General features: G+C 64.3%; 15 protein-coding genes. 5 read left to right on the forward strand and 10 right to left on the reverse strand.

Going from position 1 to position 15,587, the window contains the following annotated elements:
• Positions 1-3: 3 nt before the first annotated feature.
• A complete protein-coding gene (locus tag VNK82_09740; protein HXE91231.1) occupies positions 4-828 on the forward strand; it encodes a tetratricopeptide repeat protein in 825 nt (274 codons plus the stop codon).
• Positions 829-871: 43 nt separating this feature from the next.
• Positions 872-1,414 carry a YbhB/YbcL family Raf kinase inhibitor-like protein gene (locus VNK82_09745; protein ID HXE91232.1) on the forward strand — a complete coding sequence of 181 codons (543 nt, stop codon included), beginning with the start codon at positions 872-874 and terminating at the stop codon, positions 1,412-1,414.
• A gap of 1 nt (position 1,415) precedes the next feature.
• On the opposite strand, the gene VNK82_09750 is transcribed toward VNK82_09745, so the two are convergent.
• Entirely contained in the window at positions 1,416-2,264 is an 849-nt protein-coding gene (locus VNK82_09750; GenBank protein ID HXE91233.1) for a M48 family metallopeptidase, read from the reverse strand.
• Between the two features lie 326 nt (positions 2,265-2,590).
• Here VNK82_09750 and VNK82_09755 point away from each other — a divergent pair, with 326 nt between their 5' ends.
• Positions 2,591-3,169, forward strand: a complete 579-nt coding sequence (locus VNK82_09755) for a hypothetical protein (protein ID HXE91234.1) — start codon at positions 2,591-2,593, stop codon at positions 3,167-3,169.
• 139 nt (positions 3,170-3,308) lie between these two features.
• Positions 3,309-3,662 (forward strand): STAS domain-containing protein, encoded by a 354-nt coding sequence (locus VNK82_09760; protein HXE91235.1) that lies wholly within the window; start codon positions 3,309-3,311, stop codon positions 3,660-3,662.
• A 36-nt stretch (positions 3,663-3,698) separates the two neighbouring features.
• Here VNK82_09760 and VNK82_09765 read toward each other — a convergent pair whose 3' ends face one another.
• The 4 genes from VNK82_09765 to VNK82_09780 all read right to left on the reverse strand — a co-directional run bounded on the left by VNK82_09765 (position 3,699) and on the right by VNK82_09780 (position 9,900).
• Complete coding sequence (locus tag VNK82_09765) at positions 3,699-4,289, reverse strand: DinB family protein (GenBank protein ID HXE91236.1); 591 nt, start codon at positions 4,287-4,289, stop codon at positions 3,699-3,701.
• Positions 4,290-4,351: 62 nt separating this feature from the next.
• The gene (locus tag VNK82_09770; GenBank protein HXE91237.1) at positions 4,352-5,614 is read right to left on the reverse strand and encodes an MFS transporter; all 1,263 of its coding nucleotides are present in this window, start codon (positions 5,612-5,614) and stop codon (positions 4,352-4,354) included.
• Positions 5,615-5,750: 136 nt separating this feature from the next.
• Positions 5,751-7,229: an APC family permease gene (locus tag VNK82_09775; GenBank protein ID HXE91238.1), complete on the reverse strand. Its 1,479-nt coding sequence runs from the start codon at positions 7,227-7,229 to the stop codon at positions 5,751-5,753.
• Positions 7,216-9,900, reverse strand: coding sequence for an NEW3 domain-containing protein (locus tag VNK82_09780; protein ID HXE91239.1), 2,685 nt, complete (start codon positions 9,898-9,900; stop codon positions 7,216-7,218). The genes VNK82_09775 and VNK82_09780 overlap by 14 nt, the downstream gene beginning before the upstream one ends.
• Before the next feature lie 100 nt (positions 9,901-10,000).
• Here VNK82_09780 and VNK82_09785 point away from each other — a divergent pair, with 100 nt between their 5' ends.
• Positions 10,001-10,138 (forward strand): hypothetical protein, encoded by a 138-nt coding sequence (locus VNK82_09785; GenBank protein HXE91240.1) that lies wholly within the window; start codon positions 10,001-10,003, stop codon positions 10,136-10,138.
• Between the two features lie 3 nt (positions 10,139-10,141).
• Here VNK82_09785 and VNK82_09790 read toward each other — a convergent pair whose 3' ends face one another.
• The 5 genes from VNK82_09790 to VNK82_09810 form a co-directional block, all read right to left on the reverse strand.
• Complete coding sequence (locus VNK82_09790) at positions 10,142-10,615, reverse strand: YbaK/EbsC family protein (GenBank protein ID HXE91241.1); 474 nt, start codon at positions 10,613-10,615, stop codon at positions 10,142-10,144.
• A 97-nt stretch (positions 10,616-10,712) separates the two neighbouring features.
• Complete coding sequence (locus VNK82_09795; protein HXE91242.1) at positions 10,713-11,198, reverse strand: adenosine-specific kinase; 486 nt, start codon at positions 11,196-11,198, stop codon at positions 10,713-10,715.
• A 142-nt stretch (positions 11,199-11,340) separates the two neighbouring features.
• The gene (locus tag VNK82_09800) at positions 11,341-12,084 is read right to left on the reverse strand and encodes a hypothetical protein (GenBank protein HXE91243.1); all 744 of its coding nucleotides are present in this window, start codon (positions 12,082-12,084) and stop codon (positions 11,341-11,343) included.
• Between the two features lie 130 nt (positions 12,085-12,214).
• On the reverse strand, positions 12,215-13,264 hold the full coding sequence (locus VNK82_09805; GenBank protein HXE91244.1) for an aldo/keto reductase: 1,050 nt from the start codon (positions 13,262-13,264) through the stop codon (positions 12,215-12,217).
• Positions 13,265-13,303: 39 nt separating this feature from the next.
• Entirely contained in the window at positions 13,304-15,502 is a 2,199-nt protein-coding gene (locus VNK82_09810; protein HXE91245.1) for a SulP family inorganic anion transporter, read from the reverse strand.
• Positions 15,503-15,587 lie beyond the last annotated feature (85 nt).

Below are 15,587 nucleotides of genomic sequence, written 5' to 3' on the forward strand. Positions count from 1 at the left end.
GTCATGACTCGAGCATCCTGGCTCATGGCTCTGTGCGTTCTCTGGTTCAGCTTTCCGCTCGCCGCGCAAATCCCCGAACCGCTTGTTCCCCCGCTCGACCAGGATCAGACAGCCACCACCCCGACCGAGCTTCGCCGCGCCGAGCCTCCTCCGCGCGACTGGACGGCCGCGCAACTGGAAAAGCGCGGCGACGAACTGCGCGCCACCAAGGTCTATGCCGATTCCATCGACTACTACCAGGCGGCGCTCAAGAAGCAATCCAGCGCCGTGCTCTACAACAAGATGGGCCTGGCGGAGTTGGCGATGCTGCGCTACGACCGTGCCAAAAAGAACTTCGAAAAAGCGGTCAAGATGAATCCGCAGTACCCGGAGGCCCTGAACAATCTGGGCGCCGTTTATTACATCCGCAAGAGCTACGGACGGGCTATCAAACAGTACAAGAAGGCGATCGAGGCCAGCCCCAACTGGGCCAGCTTCCACAGCAATCTGGGGACCGCTTATTTCGCGCGCAAGGAGTACGACAAGGCTACCGTGGAATACCTGCGCGCTCTGGAACTGGACCCGGAGATCTTCGAGCGGCGCTCGACTATGGGCGTCTCCGCCCACCTGACCACCTCCACGGATCGTGCGCGTTATTCCTACGTGATCGCCAAGATGTACGCCCACATCGGCGACACCGAACGCAGTCTCCTCTATCTGAAGAAGGCCATGGAACAGGGTTATAAGGACATTAACGACGTTTACAAGGACGAAGAGTTCGCCACCGTACGCAAGGACCCTCGCTTCACCGAGCTGATGGCTGCGCCTCCCCCCGCCATCCCGAATTGAAGGTTCGGCGATGGCGCTGGGGTTAGCTATCCGGCTGCCACTCATGGCGCTCTTGGTGATGGCTGGCGCCGCGGACCTTGACATGGATTCGCTTGGCGCGGCGTCAATCCAGGGAGGACACCAGATGTCTTTCTCCATCGAATCTCCAGCCTTCGCACCCGGCGGCGACATCCCGCGCAAGCACACCTGCGACGGTCCTGACGTCTCCCCGGCCCTGCGCTGGAACGAGCCTCCGGCGGGCACCAAGGGTTTCGCGTTGATAGCCGACGACCCCGATGCTCCCGTAGGCACCTGGGTACATTGGGTCGTCTATGATCTCCCGGCGGCCACGCGCGAGTTGCCTGAAGGCGTTGTCAAGCAGAAAGATGTTCCGGGAGGAGGCCGTCAGGGAACGAACGATTTCCGCCGCCTCGGTTACGGCGGACCGTGCCCTCCGCCCGGCAAGCCTCATCGTTACTTCTTCAAGCTCTATGCGCTCAGCACCGCGCTGGGCCTGGAGCCCGGCGCGACCAAGGTCGACGTCGAGCGCGCGATGAAGGGGAGGGTGCTGGCCGAAGCGAGCCTGATGGGTCGCTACCGGCGCTAGCTCATCGCGCGGGCAGCCGCACCTCGAAGGTCTTGGAGAGCGCTCGCGTGCGGCCCTCGGCGTCCTGCACGCCTACCTTGGCCCGGAAGCTCTGGCGGGAGCTGGCTTTTGCCGCATCCAGTACCAGCCTGACCATGCCATCTTCCGGCGTAGGACACTGCGTTTCGCTGCGTACCTCCTTCAGCGTGTTGTCCGCACCTTGCGGCCTGAACACTATGTAAACCGGACCGCGGGCGTTTCGACAATGCAGCGAGATCTTCAGATCCAGAGTGTCCGGATTCGCACTCGCGCTGACTTCCGTGTCGCCGAGGAAAACCAAGAGCGGCGCCGGCCCGCCGGGAGATGCGGCTGCGTCTGGCCAGCGCTGTTCGAACTCGGCCAGCGCTTCCTCGGAGGCGCGCAGGCTGTGCTGCCCACGTGTCTCCCAGCGGGGGTGACTGGAAAAAAACGCCAGCGGCTTCGGCGTCTCTCCGCGGGCCTGCCGCAACAGTTGTTGCAGGGCGAACATGGAGTCGGGATGGTAGCCGGCAGCGGCCATCAGCATCATGCCCGTGGCATCGGCGCGGTGCTCACGGTCGCGCAGCACCTTGCCGAACACATAGGGCAAAGCCAGGTGCAGCCCTTTTAAGGCGAGGTTGGGATGGCGGAGGATCACGTGCGCGACCTCGTGGGAAAGAACGGCCGCCCACAAACCGCGATCCTCATTCAGCAGCCGCGCCAGGCCGCCGGCAACCCACACCCGCCCTTTGGCGTCGGAGTACGCGTTGATGCTCTCGTTCTCGAGGATGGCAAAGCGCCAGTCCAGCTTGGCTTCCGCCACCAGCGGCGTGCCGACCAGGTGACGGAACACGGCGGTTCCCATTACCAGCTGCGGCCGCAGGTCCGGATCCAAGGCCGCTGCATCAGCGTCCTTTTGCTCAGCCCACGCCAGGCTGCCTGGGGACAGACAGAACCCGACCACCACCAGTTGCAGCCAGACGAATCGCCTTGTCGGGTGAGGTTTCACGCTTCGCCCCAGAAGACGAGGGAAGCATATGCCATAACCCGTTTAACTGCAATTGGTTACGGGTAATCTCGTTTGGTTACGACGAGCGTTACTTTGGGCACCTTTACGCTGCATGCGACCCCGGGTAACGTCGAGAGTGCAACAGGCCGCGCAAGCGGAGAGGTTGGGCTTTGAACAAGAACCCCCAGGACGTTTCCGTTATCGTCTACCCGGATCAGCCGAAAGCGGGCTGGGTTCCGCCGCGGCCGAAGCCGTCGCTGATTCGTCCGGTCAGCGGCATGTTGGCCATGGCCGGTGCGACCGCCAGTTCCACCGGTTTCTCTTCCAGCGTTGCGACCGGAAGTATTCCGGTCATCGACCTGGATTCGGCCCGCCGCATCTATCGCAGCATCAAAGGATTCCGTATCCTGTTTGCCTTGGTCACCGTGACGGTTCCGGTGTCCTTCTTCCTCTTCGTGGCCCTCGGAGCCGGATGGCTGCGCGCGGAATTCTTCGAAGGAACGCTGATTCTGGCCTACGCCACCGCGATTGTTCGGCCGGTCGCGGAGCTGGCGGAGCAGTTGTTCCCGTTCCGCACCGTCATCAACGCCTTCAACTGGTGGATATTCGCTGTCGGCCTGGCCGCGCTGGCCCTGCGACGCACGCTTCTCGATCATCTGGAGCGGGCCGAGCTCTGGGCCAAGACGCGCGCCTTTACTGCCGAGTGGACAGCCCGCAAGGCTCAGGCGAAGAGAGCCCAATTCCGATAGCCTGAAGCTCGCAAACCGCGCAGCCTGTTACCGCGTGGAGCGCATCTTTCGAAGGGTGCGCTTTCGGTGTCGTTGACTTCCGGCGGCGTGGCCCCTAAGATGCTCCCCGCCCCACCACCGCCCCTAGAAGGAAGGCCGCGTGCTGACCATTCAGACCAAACGCATCGATCCGGACATCGTCGTGCTGCAACTGGCGGGCCGCCTTACCCTGGGGCGCGACGCCCAGCACGTGGAGTGGCAGGTCGCAGACCTGGTGAAGGCCGAGGAGAAGAAAATCATCTTCGATCTCTCTCAGCTCGACCACATCGACAGCACGGGCATCGGCATCGTGGTGGCATGTTCCGGCAAGCTCCGCCAGTCCGGCGGCGAACTGCGGCTGGCCGGCGCCAAGGGCCTGGTGGCCGAGGTGCTCAAGCTCACCAATGTCAACGCCATCGTCAGCATGTTCGAGAATGCCGACGCTGCGGCGCAGAACTTCTCGCGCCCTGCCTAGGGCTCGCATCCTTCCGAAAGCGTACGCCCCAAAGATCTAGCGCTGCTGTGGCCGGCTCGCCGGCGGAATGACGCCGTTCATCCGCAGGTACACCACCATCTGGCCGTAGTGGTCGAAGCAGTGCGCCACGACCGATGAGGCCATGGCCAGGCGCGTGGTCTGGTTGTCCCCGAACGGGCTCTTGATCCACGCCGTGGCGTTTTCCGCTTTTACCGCGTCCATGGCCTTGTGCACATAGGCAAAGGAATCCTTGAGGAACTTCACCGCGTCGGCCTTGGTCTTGATGGAGTCGGGGCCATTTTCACCGGTTCCGATATCGATGGGAATCTTCTCTTCCAGGATGGCGGCGCCGATCATGTAGTTCACGGCCGCCACGTGCTTGATCTGCTGCAGGTAGGTGCGGACGCCTTTGAACTCACCATGGGAAGGCGCAAAGTCGAACTTGTCTTCCGGCATGGCTTCGGCGGCCGGAACGAACTCGCTCTCAATCCAGCCCAATTGGCCGTGCACAACCTTGGTAACGGTAGGCGGCGGACCCGGGTCCTTCTTGGCCGCCTCCTGCGCGAACGCCATGCCACCCACGGCAAGTAACACCAGCAAGACCGCACACAAAGAATGCCTGTTCATCTCGAGTCTCCTTGGGAAGTGAGAAACAGCCGCATATCTTATCGCACAGCCGCGCACGCTGCTCAGGCAACGGGCGTAATGATGGCGCCCACGCGCAGGGGATGACGGCGCACGGCCACCAGACCGAGAATCAGGCCCGTGGCTGCGGCCAGCAGGGCCGTCACCATGCCGGAGCGCTCGGCGACGCCGCCCCACATGGCGCTCCCTGCCGCCAGCCCTCCCTGCAGCACCAGAAGGTACATGGAGAGGGAGCGCGCCCGCAGCCAGGGCGGCGACATCGTTTGCGCGGACAGGTTCAGGCTCGCCAGAATCACGATCCATGCCAGGCCGCCCACCAGCAGTGCAAGACACATCGCCGCGAACGCCTGCAGGTAGGCCATCGCCGCGGTCACCAGGGCGAAGACCAGGGTCGCGGTCGCGACCAGCGTGTTGAGCGAAGCCATGCGCCGAAACAACGGCAGCAGGCCCGCGCCCAACAACGCTCCAGAACCGAACGCTCCCAGCAGAAAACCGAAGCCGATCGAACCGTGAGGGCGCGCGATGAGCGGCAGCATGGCCCACATCCCGCTGGCGAATACGCTGAACAGGCCGGAGCGCACCAGCACGGACTGCACGGGCGGCGATTGTCGCACGTGGTCGAAACCCGCTTTCATCGAATCCACAATGCTGTTCAGAGGCACCGGAACATCGTGGTGGACGCGCTTCCACTGGTGCAGGAACAGGATTACGCCGAAAAACGAAGCGGCATTCAGCAGGAATGCCACGCCCGAGCTGGTCGCCGCAATAATCACTCCGCCGATCGCCGGCCCGACCGCGCGCGCAATGTTGAAGCCGGCGGAATTCAGCGCCACCGCTTGCGGCAGTCTCTGGTGCGACGCCACCTCGGGGATGATTGCCTGCCACGCCGGGTCGTTCATCACCGCGCCCAATCCCAAAAGGAACGTCAGCAGCAGCAGGATGCCGGGCGTTACCACGCCATAGATGGTCAGGACGCCGAGCGTGGCCGCGACCAGCACCATCCAGGCCTGCGTCGCCAGGAGAAGCCGGCGACGGTCCACCATGTCCGCCAGCGCCCCCGCAGGCAGGACCACCAGGAACACGGGAAGACTGATGGCGGCTTGCACCAGCCCCACCAGCATCGGCGAGGTAGTGAGTGAAGTCATCAGCCAGCCGGTCCCCAGGTTATGCATCCAGGTGCCGGTGTAGGAAATGACCGCCGCCAGCCACAAGTTGCGGTAGAGCGGCTCACGCAAGGGCGAAAAGGCGGAGAGGTAGTCCTCCTGCGACGCCGCAACCACGCTGACGGGGTTCTCGGTATCGGCCATCAGGTATGGGACTTCAGGGGTTCGGGAAGCAGCCATTCGCGGAAGCGCAGCCCCGAAGCAAGCAGGAGCCGCCTACCTTTAGACTCCGCGAATCCGGCAAGGTTAGCACAGTGCCCGACCATCGCCGGCCTGCCCTTCAGCCATTGGCGGAAACCGATTCGGCAGCCGCCACAAACGGCCAGTGCCGATGCCTCCAGGAGCGATGCAGAAAGATGGCGGTGCCGACCACCAGGATGACCACGGCATAACGCACTTCCTTGAGGAAGTTCGGGCGCGAGACCAGCACATACAGGAAGCCGGTGATGGCCAGCAGCGCCGGCAGGGGATACAGCCACATGCGGAAGGGGCGCGGCATATCGGGCCGCCGCCGGCGCAGCACCATCACTCCCACTGCCTGCACCAGGAATTGGATCATGATGCGAATGACGACCAGAGCGGCGATCACATCCGCCAGCCGCAGGAAGCAGAAGGCGGCCGCCACCAGGCCCAGCGCCAGCAGAGAGACATGCGGAAAGCGGTGTCTGGGGTGGACCTTGGCGAAGGCCCGGAAGTAGTTGCCGTCCAGCGCTGCGGCATAGGGCACTCGCGAGTAGCCCAGCAGCAGCGAAAAAACCGAGGCGAACGCGGTCCACATGATGAGGACCGTCACCACGTGCGCCGCCCAGCTCCCGTAGATGCGTTCCATGAAGATGGAAATGATGTAGAAGCGCGTGTCGGTGCGCGCGGCCTCGTCCAGCTCACGCCACGGCATCACCCCCAGGATGGCGATGTTCATCACGATGTAGATGGAGGCCACCGCCGCAATGGAATAGAGCAAGGCCCGCGGAATGTTGCGCCCCGGGTCGCGCACCTCGTCGCCGAAAAAGCAGACGTTGTAATAGCCCCAGTAGTCGTACGTGGCGATGAGCAGCGCAGCCCCGAAGCCCAGGAAGAACTTCTCATTGAGCACGAACGCATCGGGAGGAAAATCGAACGCCAGCCGGGGATTGAAGTGGGTCAACCCGGCGAAGATGATCCACACGATGGTGGAGATGACTCCGGCCCACAGCACCTTGGAAAGCCATCCGATCACCGTGATGCGACGGTAGAGCAGGAAGACGGCCAGCAGACACACGCCCACCGCCACGAACGTGCCGGGGTTGACCAGCACCCGCACCTGCAGGTCTCCCAGCAGCGGCAGCCCCAGCCGGAACTCCCGCGTCAGCCAGGCCGGTTCCAGCGCCGGCACAATGTAAGTCGCGTACTGCGCCAGACCGATGCAGCCCGAGGCGATGGAAAGCGGCGCGCTGAACGAGATCTGCCAGATAAACAGGAAGGAGAAGAAGCGGCCCAGCTTCTCGGCGCCGTAAATCTCCCTTAGGTAGCGGTAGGAACCGCCCGAGCCCGGCATGGCTGCGCCCAATTCGGCCCACACCAGGCCGTCGCATACGGCCAGGGCCGCGCCCAGGATCCACCCCAGCATGGCCTGCGGACCGCCCGCGGCGCTCACAATCAGCGGGATGGTGATGAACGGCCCCACGCCGATCATGTCGATCATGTTTAGCGCGGTGGCGCCGCCCAGGCTGATGCCGCGGATGAGCTGCGGCTCTGTCGCCTCACCGCTAGCGCGGCTCATGTCCCGCACTCAGAAGATTGACGAACAGCCGCACCGCGCCGGGCACTCCGGCAGGCAGTTGGCGGAAGAAGGAATAGCCCGTGAAGATGTAGGTGCCCTTTCCGTACCGCGCGCGCAGCAGACCGCCCGGCAACGCGGGTTCGCCCGGATCGTGGGAGGCCAGCAGTGGCTGGTAGCGTTCGTCCCACTGTTCCATGAAATAGAGCCCACGCTCCTGCACCCAGCCCTCGAAATCGCGCGCGCGGATCTGGTTGGGATAGCGGAACAGCACGTCCTCCGGCGCGAGGATTTCCACCGGCGCCTCTTCCGTGGCCACGCGGACCCGGCCGACGCGCGCCGGATACGGCATGTAGTTGCCGGAGTTGAACTGCTCCCACTCCGAGTTGTACTGCACGATCAGCGTGCCGCCTTTCTCCACGTAGTCCAGCAGCCGCCGGTTCGCACGCCGTACGTCTTCGCGCACGTCGTAGGCGCGAATGCCGAGGATAACAGTTTGATAACGGCTCAGGTCACCTTCGGAGACGTCGGCAGGGCTGAGTTCGGTCACGTCCAGGCCCAATTGCCGCAGGATCCCCGGAATGTCGTCCCCGGCGCCCATCACATAGCCGATCTTGAGTCCTTCCGGAACCGCCACTTCTACAGCACGGATGTGCTGCACCGCTGGACGAAAGAAATACGACGCGCCCAGGTCCTCGCGCTCCACAATGCTGAAACCCTCGGTGTAGACGTGCCCTTGATGCTCGAGGCCGGCGCGAATCTCGTGTCTCCCTTCCATTCGCTCTGGGGCGGAAACCAGGAATGTGCAGGTCATGGAGCCGTTCGCCGGCAGTGAGACCGCTTGTGCGGCAGGTGCTGCGCTCCAACCATCGGGCACTTCCAGCCGCAGAGTTGCGTCCGCAGGTTTCTCCCGGTTGTTACGCACCGCCACCCGAACCTCGATGTCGCCGTTCCTCCCCGCCACCACCACCGCGGCTGGTGGCTCCGGAAGCACCGAGAACGCTGGTACCACCGCCAACGGGCGGCCGGACTTCCCCCTTCCTGCGGCATCGAGGGAGCCGGCCAATCCTCCGAGCTCATAGGTTGCCTTGCCACGCACCGGGATCGGTGGTAGCGGCTCACCAACCGGCCCGGCATCATCCACCGTGTATACCGATTCCCGCTCCGGATCGCCGCGGCGCCAGTAGGGGCGCGTGATGTCTGCGTCTTCCGGTACTTTCACCTCGAATTCCACTCGTGCTTCCTCACCCGGCGCGACTGTTCGCGCACGCTGTCCGGAAACGTGTGCCGTCCAGCGCTGTGGGAGGTCGAGCTTTACCTGCTTCACCTCGATGGTTCTCGCGCCACGATTCGCGACACGTGCGGTGAGTCTGAAGCTCTGGCCCGGCACCAGCATGGCCGTCGTCGACTCAGCCTCTAACCGGAACTCCAGTCCCAACGCCAGCGCGGCCGCTTTGTCGAATTGTTCTTCCTTGGTCCGCAGGTGTGTAAGCAGGTCCGCTTTGGCTGCCACCGAAAGGCTCGCCCGCTCAACCCGCCGCACCAGTTCTCTAACCTGCTGCAGCCCTCGAAGCAGGATTTGTCCCGCCTTTGCCGGGTCGCTGCCGGCAGCCATCTTGGCTTCTGTCACCCGCGATTCAATCTCGATCAGCGCCGGACGCAGGAACGCCGCTTTGGACTCTTCTTTGCCCAACCGTGCGGCGAGGCCGGGCAGCGTAGTGTCAATCCCGTCGAAGTAATCCTGCTCCCGGGCCGCCGCAGTGCCCGCGGCTAGCACGGAATCCACCAGCTTGTAGTTCGCAAAGCGCGGACCCGGCGTCAGGCGCCACTCGCCGGCGCCTTGCGAGAGTTGCCGGCCCAGTCCTTCGAACGCCACCTCCACATAGGACTTGCCCAGCACTTCATCGCGCTGGCTGGTTTCCAGCGACAGCGTGGGATTCTCCTCCCGCCGGATGTTGTCGATGTAGAGCTTCTTGGGCTGCCAGGGCGCGAGCCCCTGCGCGATCTGCTCCGGGAACCGGTTGGGGTCAGCGGCGGCGCGGAACGCTTCCCGGGAAAGGATGCCTGCGGCCTGGTGCTGCCCGTGGCCATCACGAGACGTCCCCTGGAAGCGCGAAACCAATACATCGGGCCGGAACGTGCGGATGACGCGCACCATGTCGGCCAGCGCCACGTCGTGGCCCTGCCACTTGGCAAATGCTTCCTCGGCGGATTTCGAGTACCCGTAGTCCACCACGCGTGTGAACCTCTGCTCCACGTCGTAATAGCGGTCCGAGGCCAGCAGCTCCAGCGTACGCAGCACGCCCAGTTCATCGGAAAGATTGCTGCTGGTCTTGTTCTGCCCGCCCTCACCGCGGTTCAGCGTCAGCAGCAGCACGGTAGCGCCCCGCCCACGCGACTCCAGCGTCATCATTCCGCCGTCTTCGTCGTCGGGATGGGCCGTCGTGTGCAGCAGCCGGGCGGTCGTGCCCAGCTTGCGCAGCATCTGCTCCAGGCCCGCCTTGCCCGTGTCATACGGAAGAGGACGATACGGGTCGGGGGCGGGCGTCTGCGCGCTGACCGGCCAGCCCAGCGCAATCAGCGCCAGCCAGGATGCCCAACGGAGTCCGGCAAGCAGCTTGCGGCTTCCCGAGAGCTTCGCCTTCATGTTGGCCACGCCGGTTGGATGCCGCATCGCTTCGATTGGTTCTAAATGTTTTGCTTTCAACGCGCAAGAAGGATTCGGCTGGCGCCGGAGAGGCTGCGGTGAAAACTGTCGTCACCAAGGCGTTGATGTGGATGGAGGGTATTCACACCCCCATCTGCTCCTGAACCGGGTGATCGGTCCGGGCCGCGACGCACACGCCTCGACTCCGGAGTACAAGGTCACCGCCGTGCGCGTGGAACGTGCCGAAGCGCGCGACGCGGATTGACCTTCAGGCGGCGCGTTCCAGCGCGAAGGACGAGATGGTCGGCTTCACCAGGCGCGCGAAGTCCGCATAGGCCAGGCGAATGATCTCGTTGTGCGAGCCGGCGTTGAACGCGATCTCCTGGTCGCGGGTCAGCGCTTCTTCCACGAAGACCGGCATTCCATAGAGATTCCCGAAGGGCGGCATGGCGCCGGTTTCGCAGTCGGGGAATTTTTCCCGAAACTCAGCTTCCGTGGCCAGCACGGCATGCTTCGCGCCGGCCGCCGCCTTGACCGCACCCAGGTCCACGTGGCGCGACGCCGGAAGCACCGCCATCGCCATCCTGTCATCGAGCTTGAGGATGACGGTCTTGGCCATCTCCCGCCCCGGAATGTGCGTCAGGGCTGCGATTTCCTGCGCCGTGAAGGCGGTGGAATGGGCGATGCTCACGTAGCGAACGCCTTCCTTGTCGAGGAATTCCTTCAGTCTCTGGACCGGCATGGCTACCTCCTTGCTGCCTGTCGGCAGCCTGCACTAAGTCTAGCGCGAAGCGCGTTCGGTTTCAGTGATGCAGGAACCTTGGGCCCGTGCGCTCTGCCTACCTCTTGTATCCGATCTGGCGCAGGAAGCTCTGGCGCGCCGCCTGCTCCGCTGTTCCCTCCACGCCCTTGGGAGAGCTGCCGTCGATCACTCCCAGCACGCCGCGTCCCTGCGAACTTTTCGCTACCACCACCTCCACCGGGTTGGCCGTGGCGCAGAAGATGGAACAGATTTCCGGCACGCGAGCCAGTGCCGGCAGCAGGTTGACGGGATAGGCGCCGCGGATCACCAGCACGAACACGTGTCCGGCAGCCAGCGCTTGTGCATTGCGTACGGCCACCGCACGCAGCTCATCGTCATTGCCTTCGGTGCGCGTCAGGCAGGGACCGGAACTCTCATTGAACGCCAGCCCGAATTTGCACTGCGGCACGGTCCCGACCACGGCCTCGTAGACGTCCTCCACCGTCTTGATGAAGTGCGACTGGCCGACGATGATATTGGCGTCCGCCGGGAATTCCATGCGTACGGCATCCAGGTCGAGCATGGGAAACCTCCTGCTGGCCGCGTGGCGCACATGATATCGCAGGTGGGCGGCTCCGGCGGAAGCCGTGGCATCGCCGACCCGGGGCCACGAGCGCTCCCGGACGCGCCTCCCGCGGCGCGTCCGGAAACGGCTCCCTGGATGTCTACTTGCCCGCCGGAACGTAACTCAGGTCTGCTCGGTAGCGAGAGACGTAGGTTCGGGTGTAGCGGATGTGCTTGCGGAGGTCTTGCACGACCGCAGTTCCCTGCTCCGCACCGTAGACGCTTGCCAGCATATCCGACAGCGACTTCTCCGGCGGCGCGAAGGACGCCCAGTCCTTGCGGCCGACGCTCAGCACGAAGCGCGGACCTTCGCCGCCGCTCACCAACTGGTACCACATCAGTCCTGTTCCCCAGTTCGATTTCTTGATCGCCTCGGAGATCTTTTTCACGTTCTCGGCGAACTCCGTGACGCCTTCCGGCTTCACGTAGAAGTGGGTCACCTGGCTGAACGCTGCCGGCTCGGCGGTGGCAGCCGGAACGCTCATGTCACCCCGCATCACCCACAGCGAGGGATAAGCCGAGTCCTGGTGGGGAGCGAGATTGGCCGCTGCGTCGGCGCTGTCGGCCTGCTCAAAGGCCTCACGTCCGTCGAAATCCTTCCACTCATGGCCGGGTGAACTGATGATGTAGCTCCCCGTGTTCTCCCCCATGATCACTTCGAACACGCGCCAGGTCCAGGTGTCGTTCTGTTTCTTGTGCCACTCCGCATGTTTCTTGCGGCCTTCTTCGTAGGCTTGCTCGTGTCCGGGCTTCGGCTTGGCAATGTACACCTGCGCCACGTTCTGGGCCCCGGCGGGCAGGGCCAACGCTACCAACAGACAGCATGCGAACGTCCACTTGCGCATTCGGGAATCCTCCTGGGATGGTTGGTTGGAATAGGTTGGAAAGCGGGCACGGGCGTGAGGCCCGCAGCGACCGTAGCAAGCTACGCCCTTGCGCAGCAGGAGTCAACTTTGGCTGCCGGGCGGCTTGCGCCTACGCCCGGCGGAAGAACAGCGCCTGCCGTGCAATGGGCTTAGTCCGGGCCACCAGCGCGGCCATCTGCGAATCGCTCAGAGGCGTGAAGCGGCGAGCCAGCTCTACGTTCTCTTCCAGTTGCTGCACTGAGTCGCAGCCGACAATGACCGTGCTCACGGGCAGCGAGAGCACGTAATACAGCGCCTCTCGCATCGTGACCGTTCCCGGCCGGCTGCCTCCCGCCCACGAGGACGAATCACTCGCGGAAGGTTTCCACGAGGAGAGAATGCGCCCGCGGGCCGGCACTTTCATGCCGATGATGCCCATCTCTTTCTCTACCGCCAGGGGAAGCAATCGCTCGATGAAGCTGCGATGGTGCTTGTCTGCAGCATTGAGCGCCAGCAGGATGGTATCGAACGGGAAACGCTGGATGGCCGCAATCAGCACGTCCGGATCAGCGTGACCCGTGACGCCCAGGTAGCGCACCATCTTCTGCGCCCGCGCCTGTTCCAGCGCCTCCATGGCGCCGCCTTTGGCGAAGATCTGTTCCACCTGCTCCATTCTGGAAAGGTTGTGCACCTGCCACAGGTCGAGATGGTCGGTGTTCAGCAGGCGCAGGGATTCTTCCAGCAACCGGAGCGACCCATCGCGGGTGCGGTCATGCGTTTTGGAAGCCAGGAAGACCTGCGCCCGCCGCCGCTTCATCACCTGTCCGATATAGCGCTGGCTCCAGCGCGCTTCACCGCCGTATGCGGCGGCCGTATCCACGTAGTTCACGCCCAGGTCGAGCGCGCGCTCCACAATGGCAGCTGCCGCTGCCTCATTGTTCGGCTGCTCGATGGCGGCCTGCCCGCCCAGGCTGAACAAAGCCGTCCGGTAGCCGGTACGGCCCAGGTTGCGCGTGGACATCGCTGGGGCCGTCGCCGGATTCTCGGGCAGTGGTGGGAACGCGGTCGCCTGTGACCCTGCTACGCTGCCGGCCAGGAAGCCGGCGGTGGCCGCGCCTCCCATCTTCAGGAATTCCCGTCGCGGCCGGTTCGTTTCCCCGCTCGGCTCCTTCTGGCTCATCGCACACCTCGCCCGTGATTATAAGTCCGCGCGGGGCGATTACGATTCTTGCAGAGCGCGCACTTCTGTGTTGGTGTGCCGCAGGCGGATGGCCAGCGCTTTGGCCAGGCCCTCAAGCAGGTTGATGGCCAGCCGCTTGTGTTCCTCGGCCAGTCCATCGAAGCGTTCCCGTGAAAGCACGTAGAGATCGGTGTCGGTGTGCGCCACGGCATCGGCCGAGCGCGGCTGGCGGTCCAGGAACGACATCTCGCCGAAGAAGTCGCCGCGCCCGAAGGTCGCCAGGTGATGGCCGGCCGTGCCCGCCAGCGGTAGCAGGATGCGCACGGCTCCACGCCGGATCAGGAACAACTCGTCGCCCGCGTCGCCGGCCGCGAAGATGCGCTCGCCGGCCTTGTAGGAGCGCTTCTCCATGCACGCTTCCAGCGCCGCGATGGTCTCTTCCTTGCGCGCCTTGAATTGCTCGAACTGGCGCAGCTCGAGCACCGTTTCTTCCTTTTTCTCCAGGCGTTCTTCTTCGAGGATCTGGTTCTCCACCCACTCCAGCGCCTCGTCCAGTTCTCCGAAGATGCGCACGTTGCGCTGGCGCACCAGTCCCACCTGGTCGAAGTACTGCTGCATGTCGCGGCCGCTGGGAACGTAATGCGGAATCTGGCTGAAGATGAGATACCCCTTGCGTTCCGCCATGGTGTCTTCGATGCGGTCGAGCATGTGGGCGGCCGTCACGTCCACCGACTGCACGCGGCGCATGTCCAGGATTACGTACTTTTTGGTCTTCAGCTCCGGCTCCAGTACCGTGTAGAGCTGGTCCGTGGTGCCAAAGAACAGGCTGCCTTGCAGCTCGAAGATGGCGGACTGGTTGCCGCGTTTCTCCAGGATCTCCATCTCCTGCGGCAGGCGCACCTGCTTGGAGAACATCTGATTGCCGTAGGTTTTCCGCCGCACGACCGAACCCCCGATCTGCTCCCGGATGAACAGCAGGATGGCCAGGCCGACCCCCACTGCGGAGGCGGCGATCAGGCTCACCGTCTCCGCCACCACCACCACGATCACAATCACCACGAAGTCAAGGACTGTGGAACGCGACTTGAGCAGATGCAGGCTGTTGCGGTCCATCATGCGGAAACCGACCACCAGCAGGATCCCGGCCAGGGCGGCGATCGGCACCCAGGCGATCAGCCCGCCGAGCAGGAGGAAGGCGCCCAGCGCCAGCACGCCTTCAATCAGTCCGGAGAGGCGGCTTTGCCCGCCGCTGGTCAGGTTGACGAGCGTCGCGCCCATCTGGCCCGCTCCGGGCACGCCGCCGACGATGGTGGAAGCCACGTTGCCCAGGCCCTGCCCGATCAGCTCGCGGTTGGAGTTGTGGCGGCTGCGGGTCAGCGCATCGAGCACGACGCAGGTCTTCAGCGTGTCAATGGAAAGCAGCACGGCCAGAGTCAGCGCCGGGATGAACAGGAACTTCAGGTCCGCGGCCTTCAGCGCCCCGACCGCCCTCCAGCGGCCCAGGGTCGCGTCCAGGAAGCCTCCCTCCGACCCGCCCAGCGGCCCGACAATCAGCTTGTTCCCGGTCAGCTCCAACAGCGACCGGTCGACCAGCGTCAGCGCGAAGTAGGCCGCCACTGCGGCGATCAGCCCCAGGATGGCCGCAGGCACTTTCTTGGTCAGCTTGGGCGCAATCACCATCACCGCCACCGCCACCGCGCCCACCACGATGCTGTACCAGTTCCACTGCCAGGGCGTGGTGATCGCCTGCCAGACCTGCACGCCCTTCGGGACACCCAGGAACTTGGGCACCTGGCTGAGGATGATGATCAGCCCCACACCGCTGAGGTAACCGCTCACCACCGGGTAGGGCATGTACTTGATCAGCCGGCCCAGTCCTACCAGGCCGAATCCCGCCTGCATCAGGCCGCAGAGCAAGGACACGATCACCAGCATCAGCACCGCCGACTCCGGCGTAATACCCTTCTGCGAGAGTTCGATGGCCAACGCCGAAAGCACGGCCGCGGCCGGCGCGCAGGGCGCCGTGATCAGGCGATTCGTCCCTCCCAGGGCCGGAGCCACCAGGCCCAGCGCGGTCGTGCCCAGAATGCCCGCGATCGCCCCCTGCGCGGCATAGGCCGTGCCCAGCGGAGAGAAGATGGTTACGCCGAAGGCTATGGCCGAAGGCAGGGCCACCAGCATGGCGGAAAGGCCGCCCCAGAAGTCGCCGGCCAGGTTTTCGGGCTTCGTGAGGGTCACGGGAAGGCGCGTATCATACCACTGCACTGCACGTGGTGCGATGGCAGGGCCTGCTCCCACTCTTCCCTTCACCCGGGCGGAGCCC

It is taken from the genome of Terriglobales bacterium, assembly GCA_035573675.1.
In the GTDB taxonomy this organism is placed as follows: Bacteria; Acidobacteriota; Terriglobia; order Terriglobales; family Acidobacteriaceae; genus DATMAB01.

What these genes read in the sequence shown, in the direction of transcription:
- VNK82_09745 (HXE91232.1), top strand. Translation starts at nt 872, where the DNA reads ATGGCGCTCTTGGTGATGGCTGGCGCCGCGGACCTTGACATGGATTCG.
- VNK82_09775 (HXE91238.1), bottom strand. Translation starts at nt 7,229, where the DNA reads ATGAGCCGCGCTAGCGGTGAGGCGACAGAGCCGCAGCTCATCCGCGGC.
- VNK82_09780 (HXE91239.1), bottom strand. Translation starts at nt 9,900, where the DNA reads ATGCGGCATCCAACCGGCGTGGCCAACATGAAGGCGAAGCTCTCGGGA.
- VNK82_09740 (HXE91231.1), top strand. Translation starts at nt 4, where the DNA reads ATGACTCGAGCATCCTGGCTCATGGCTCTGTGCGTTCTCTGGTTCAGC.
- VNK82_09800 (HXE91243.1), bottom strand. Translation starts at nt 12,084, where the DNA reads ATGCGCAAGTGGACGTTCGCATGCTGTCTGTTGGTAGCGTTGGCCCTG.
- VNK82_09765 (HXE91236.1), bottom strand. Translation starts at nt 4,289, where the DNA reads ATGAACAGGCATTCTTTGTGTGCGGTCTTGCTGGTGTTACTTGCCGTG.
- VNK82_09805 (HXE91244.1), bottom strand. Translation starts at nt 13,264, where the DNA reads ATGAGCCAGAAGGAGCCGAGCGGGGAAACGAACCGGCCGCGACGGGAA.
- VNK82_09790 (HXE91241.1), bottom strand. Translation starts at nt 10,615, where the DNA reads ATGCCGGTCCAGAGACTGAAGGAATTCCTCGACAAGGAAGGCGTTCGC.
- VNK82_09770 (HXE91237.1), bottom strand. Translation starts at nt 5,614, where the DNA reads ATGGCCGATACCGAGAACCCCGTCAGCGTGGTTGCGGCGTCGCAGGAG.
- VNK82_09795 (HXE91242.1), bottom strand. Translation starts at nt 11,198, where the DNA reads ATGCTCGACCTGGATGCCGTACGCATGGAATTCCCGGCGGACGCCAAT.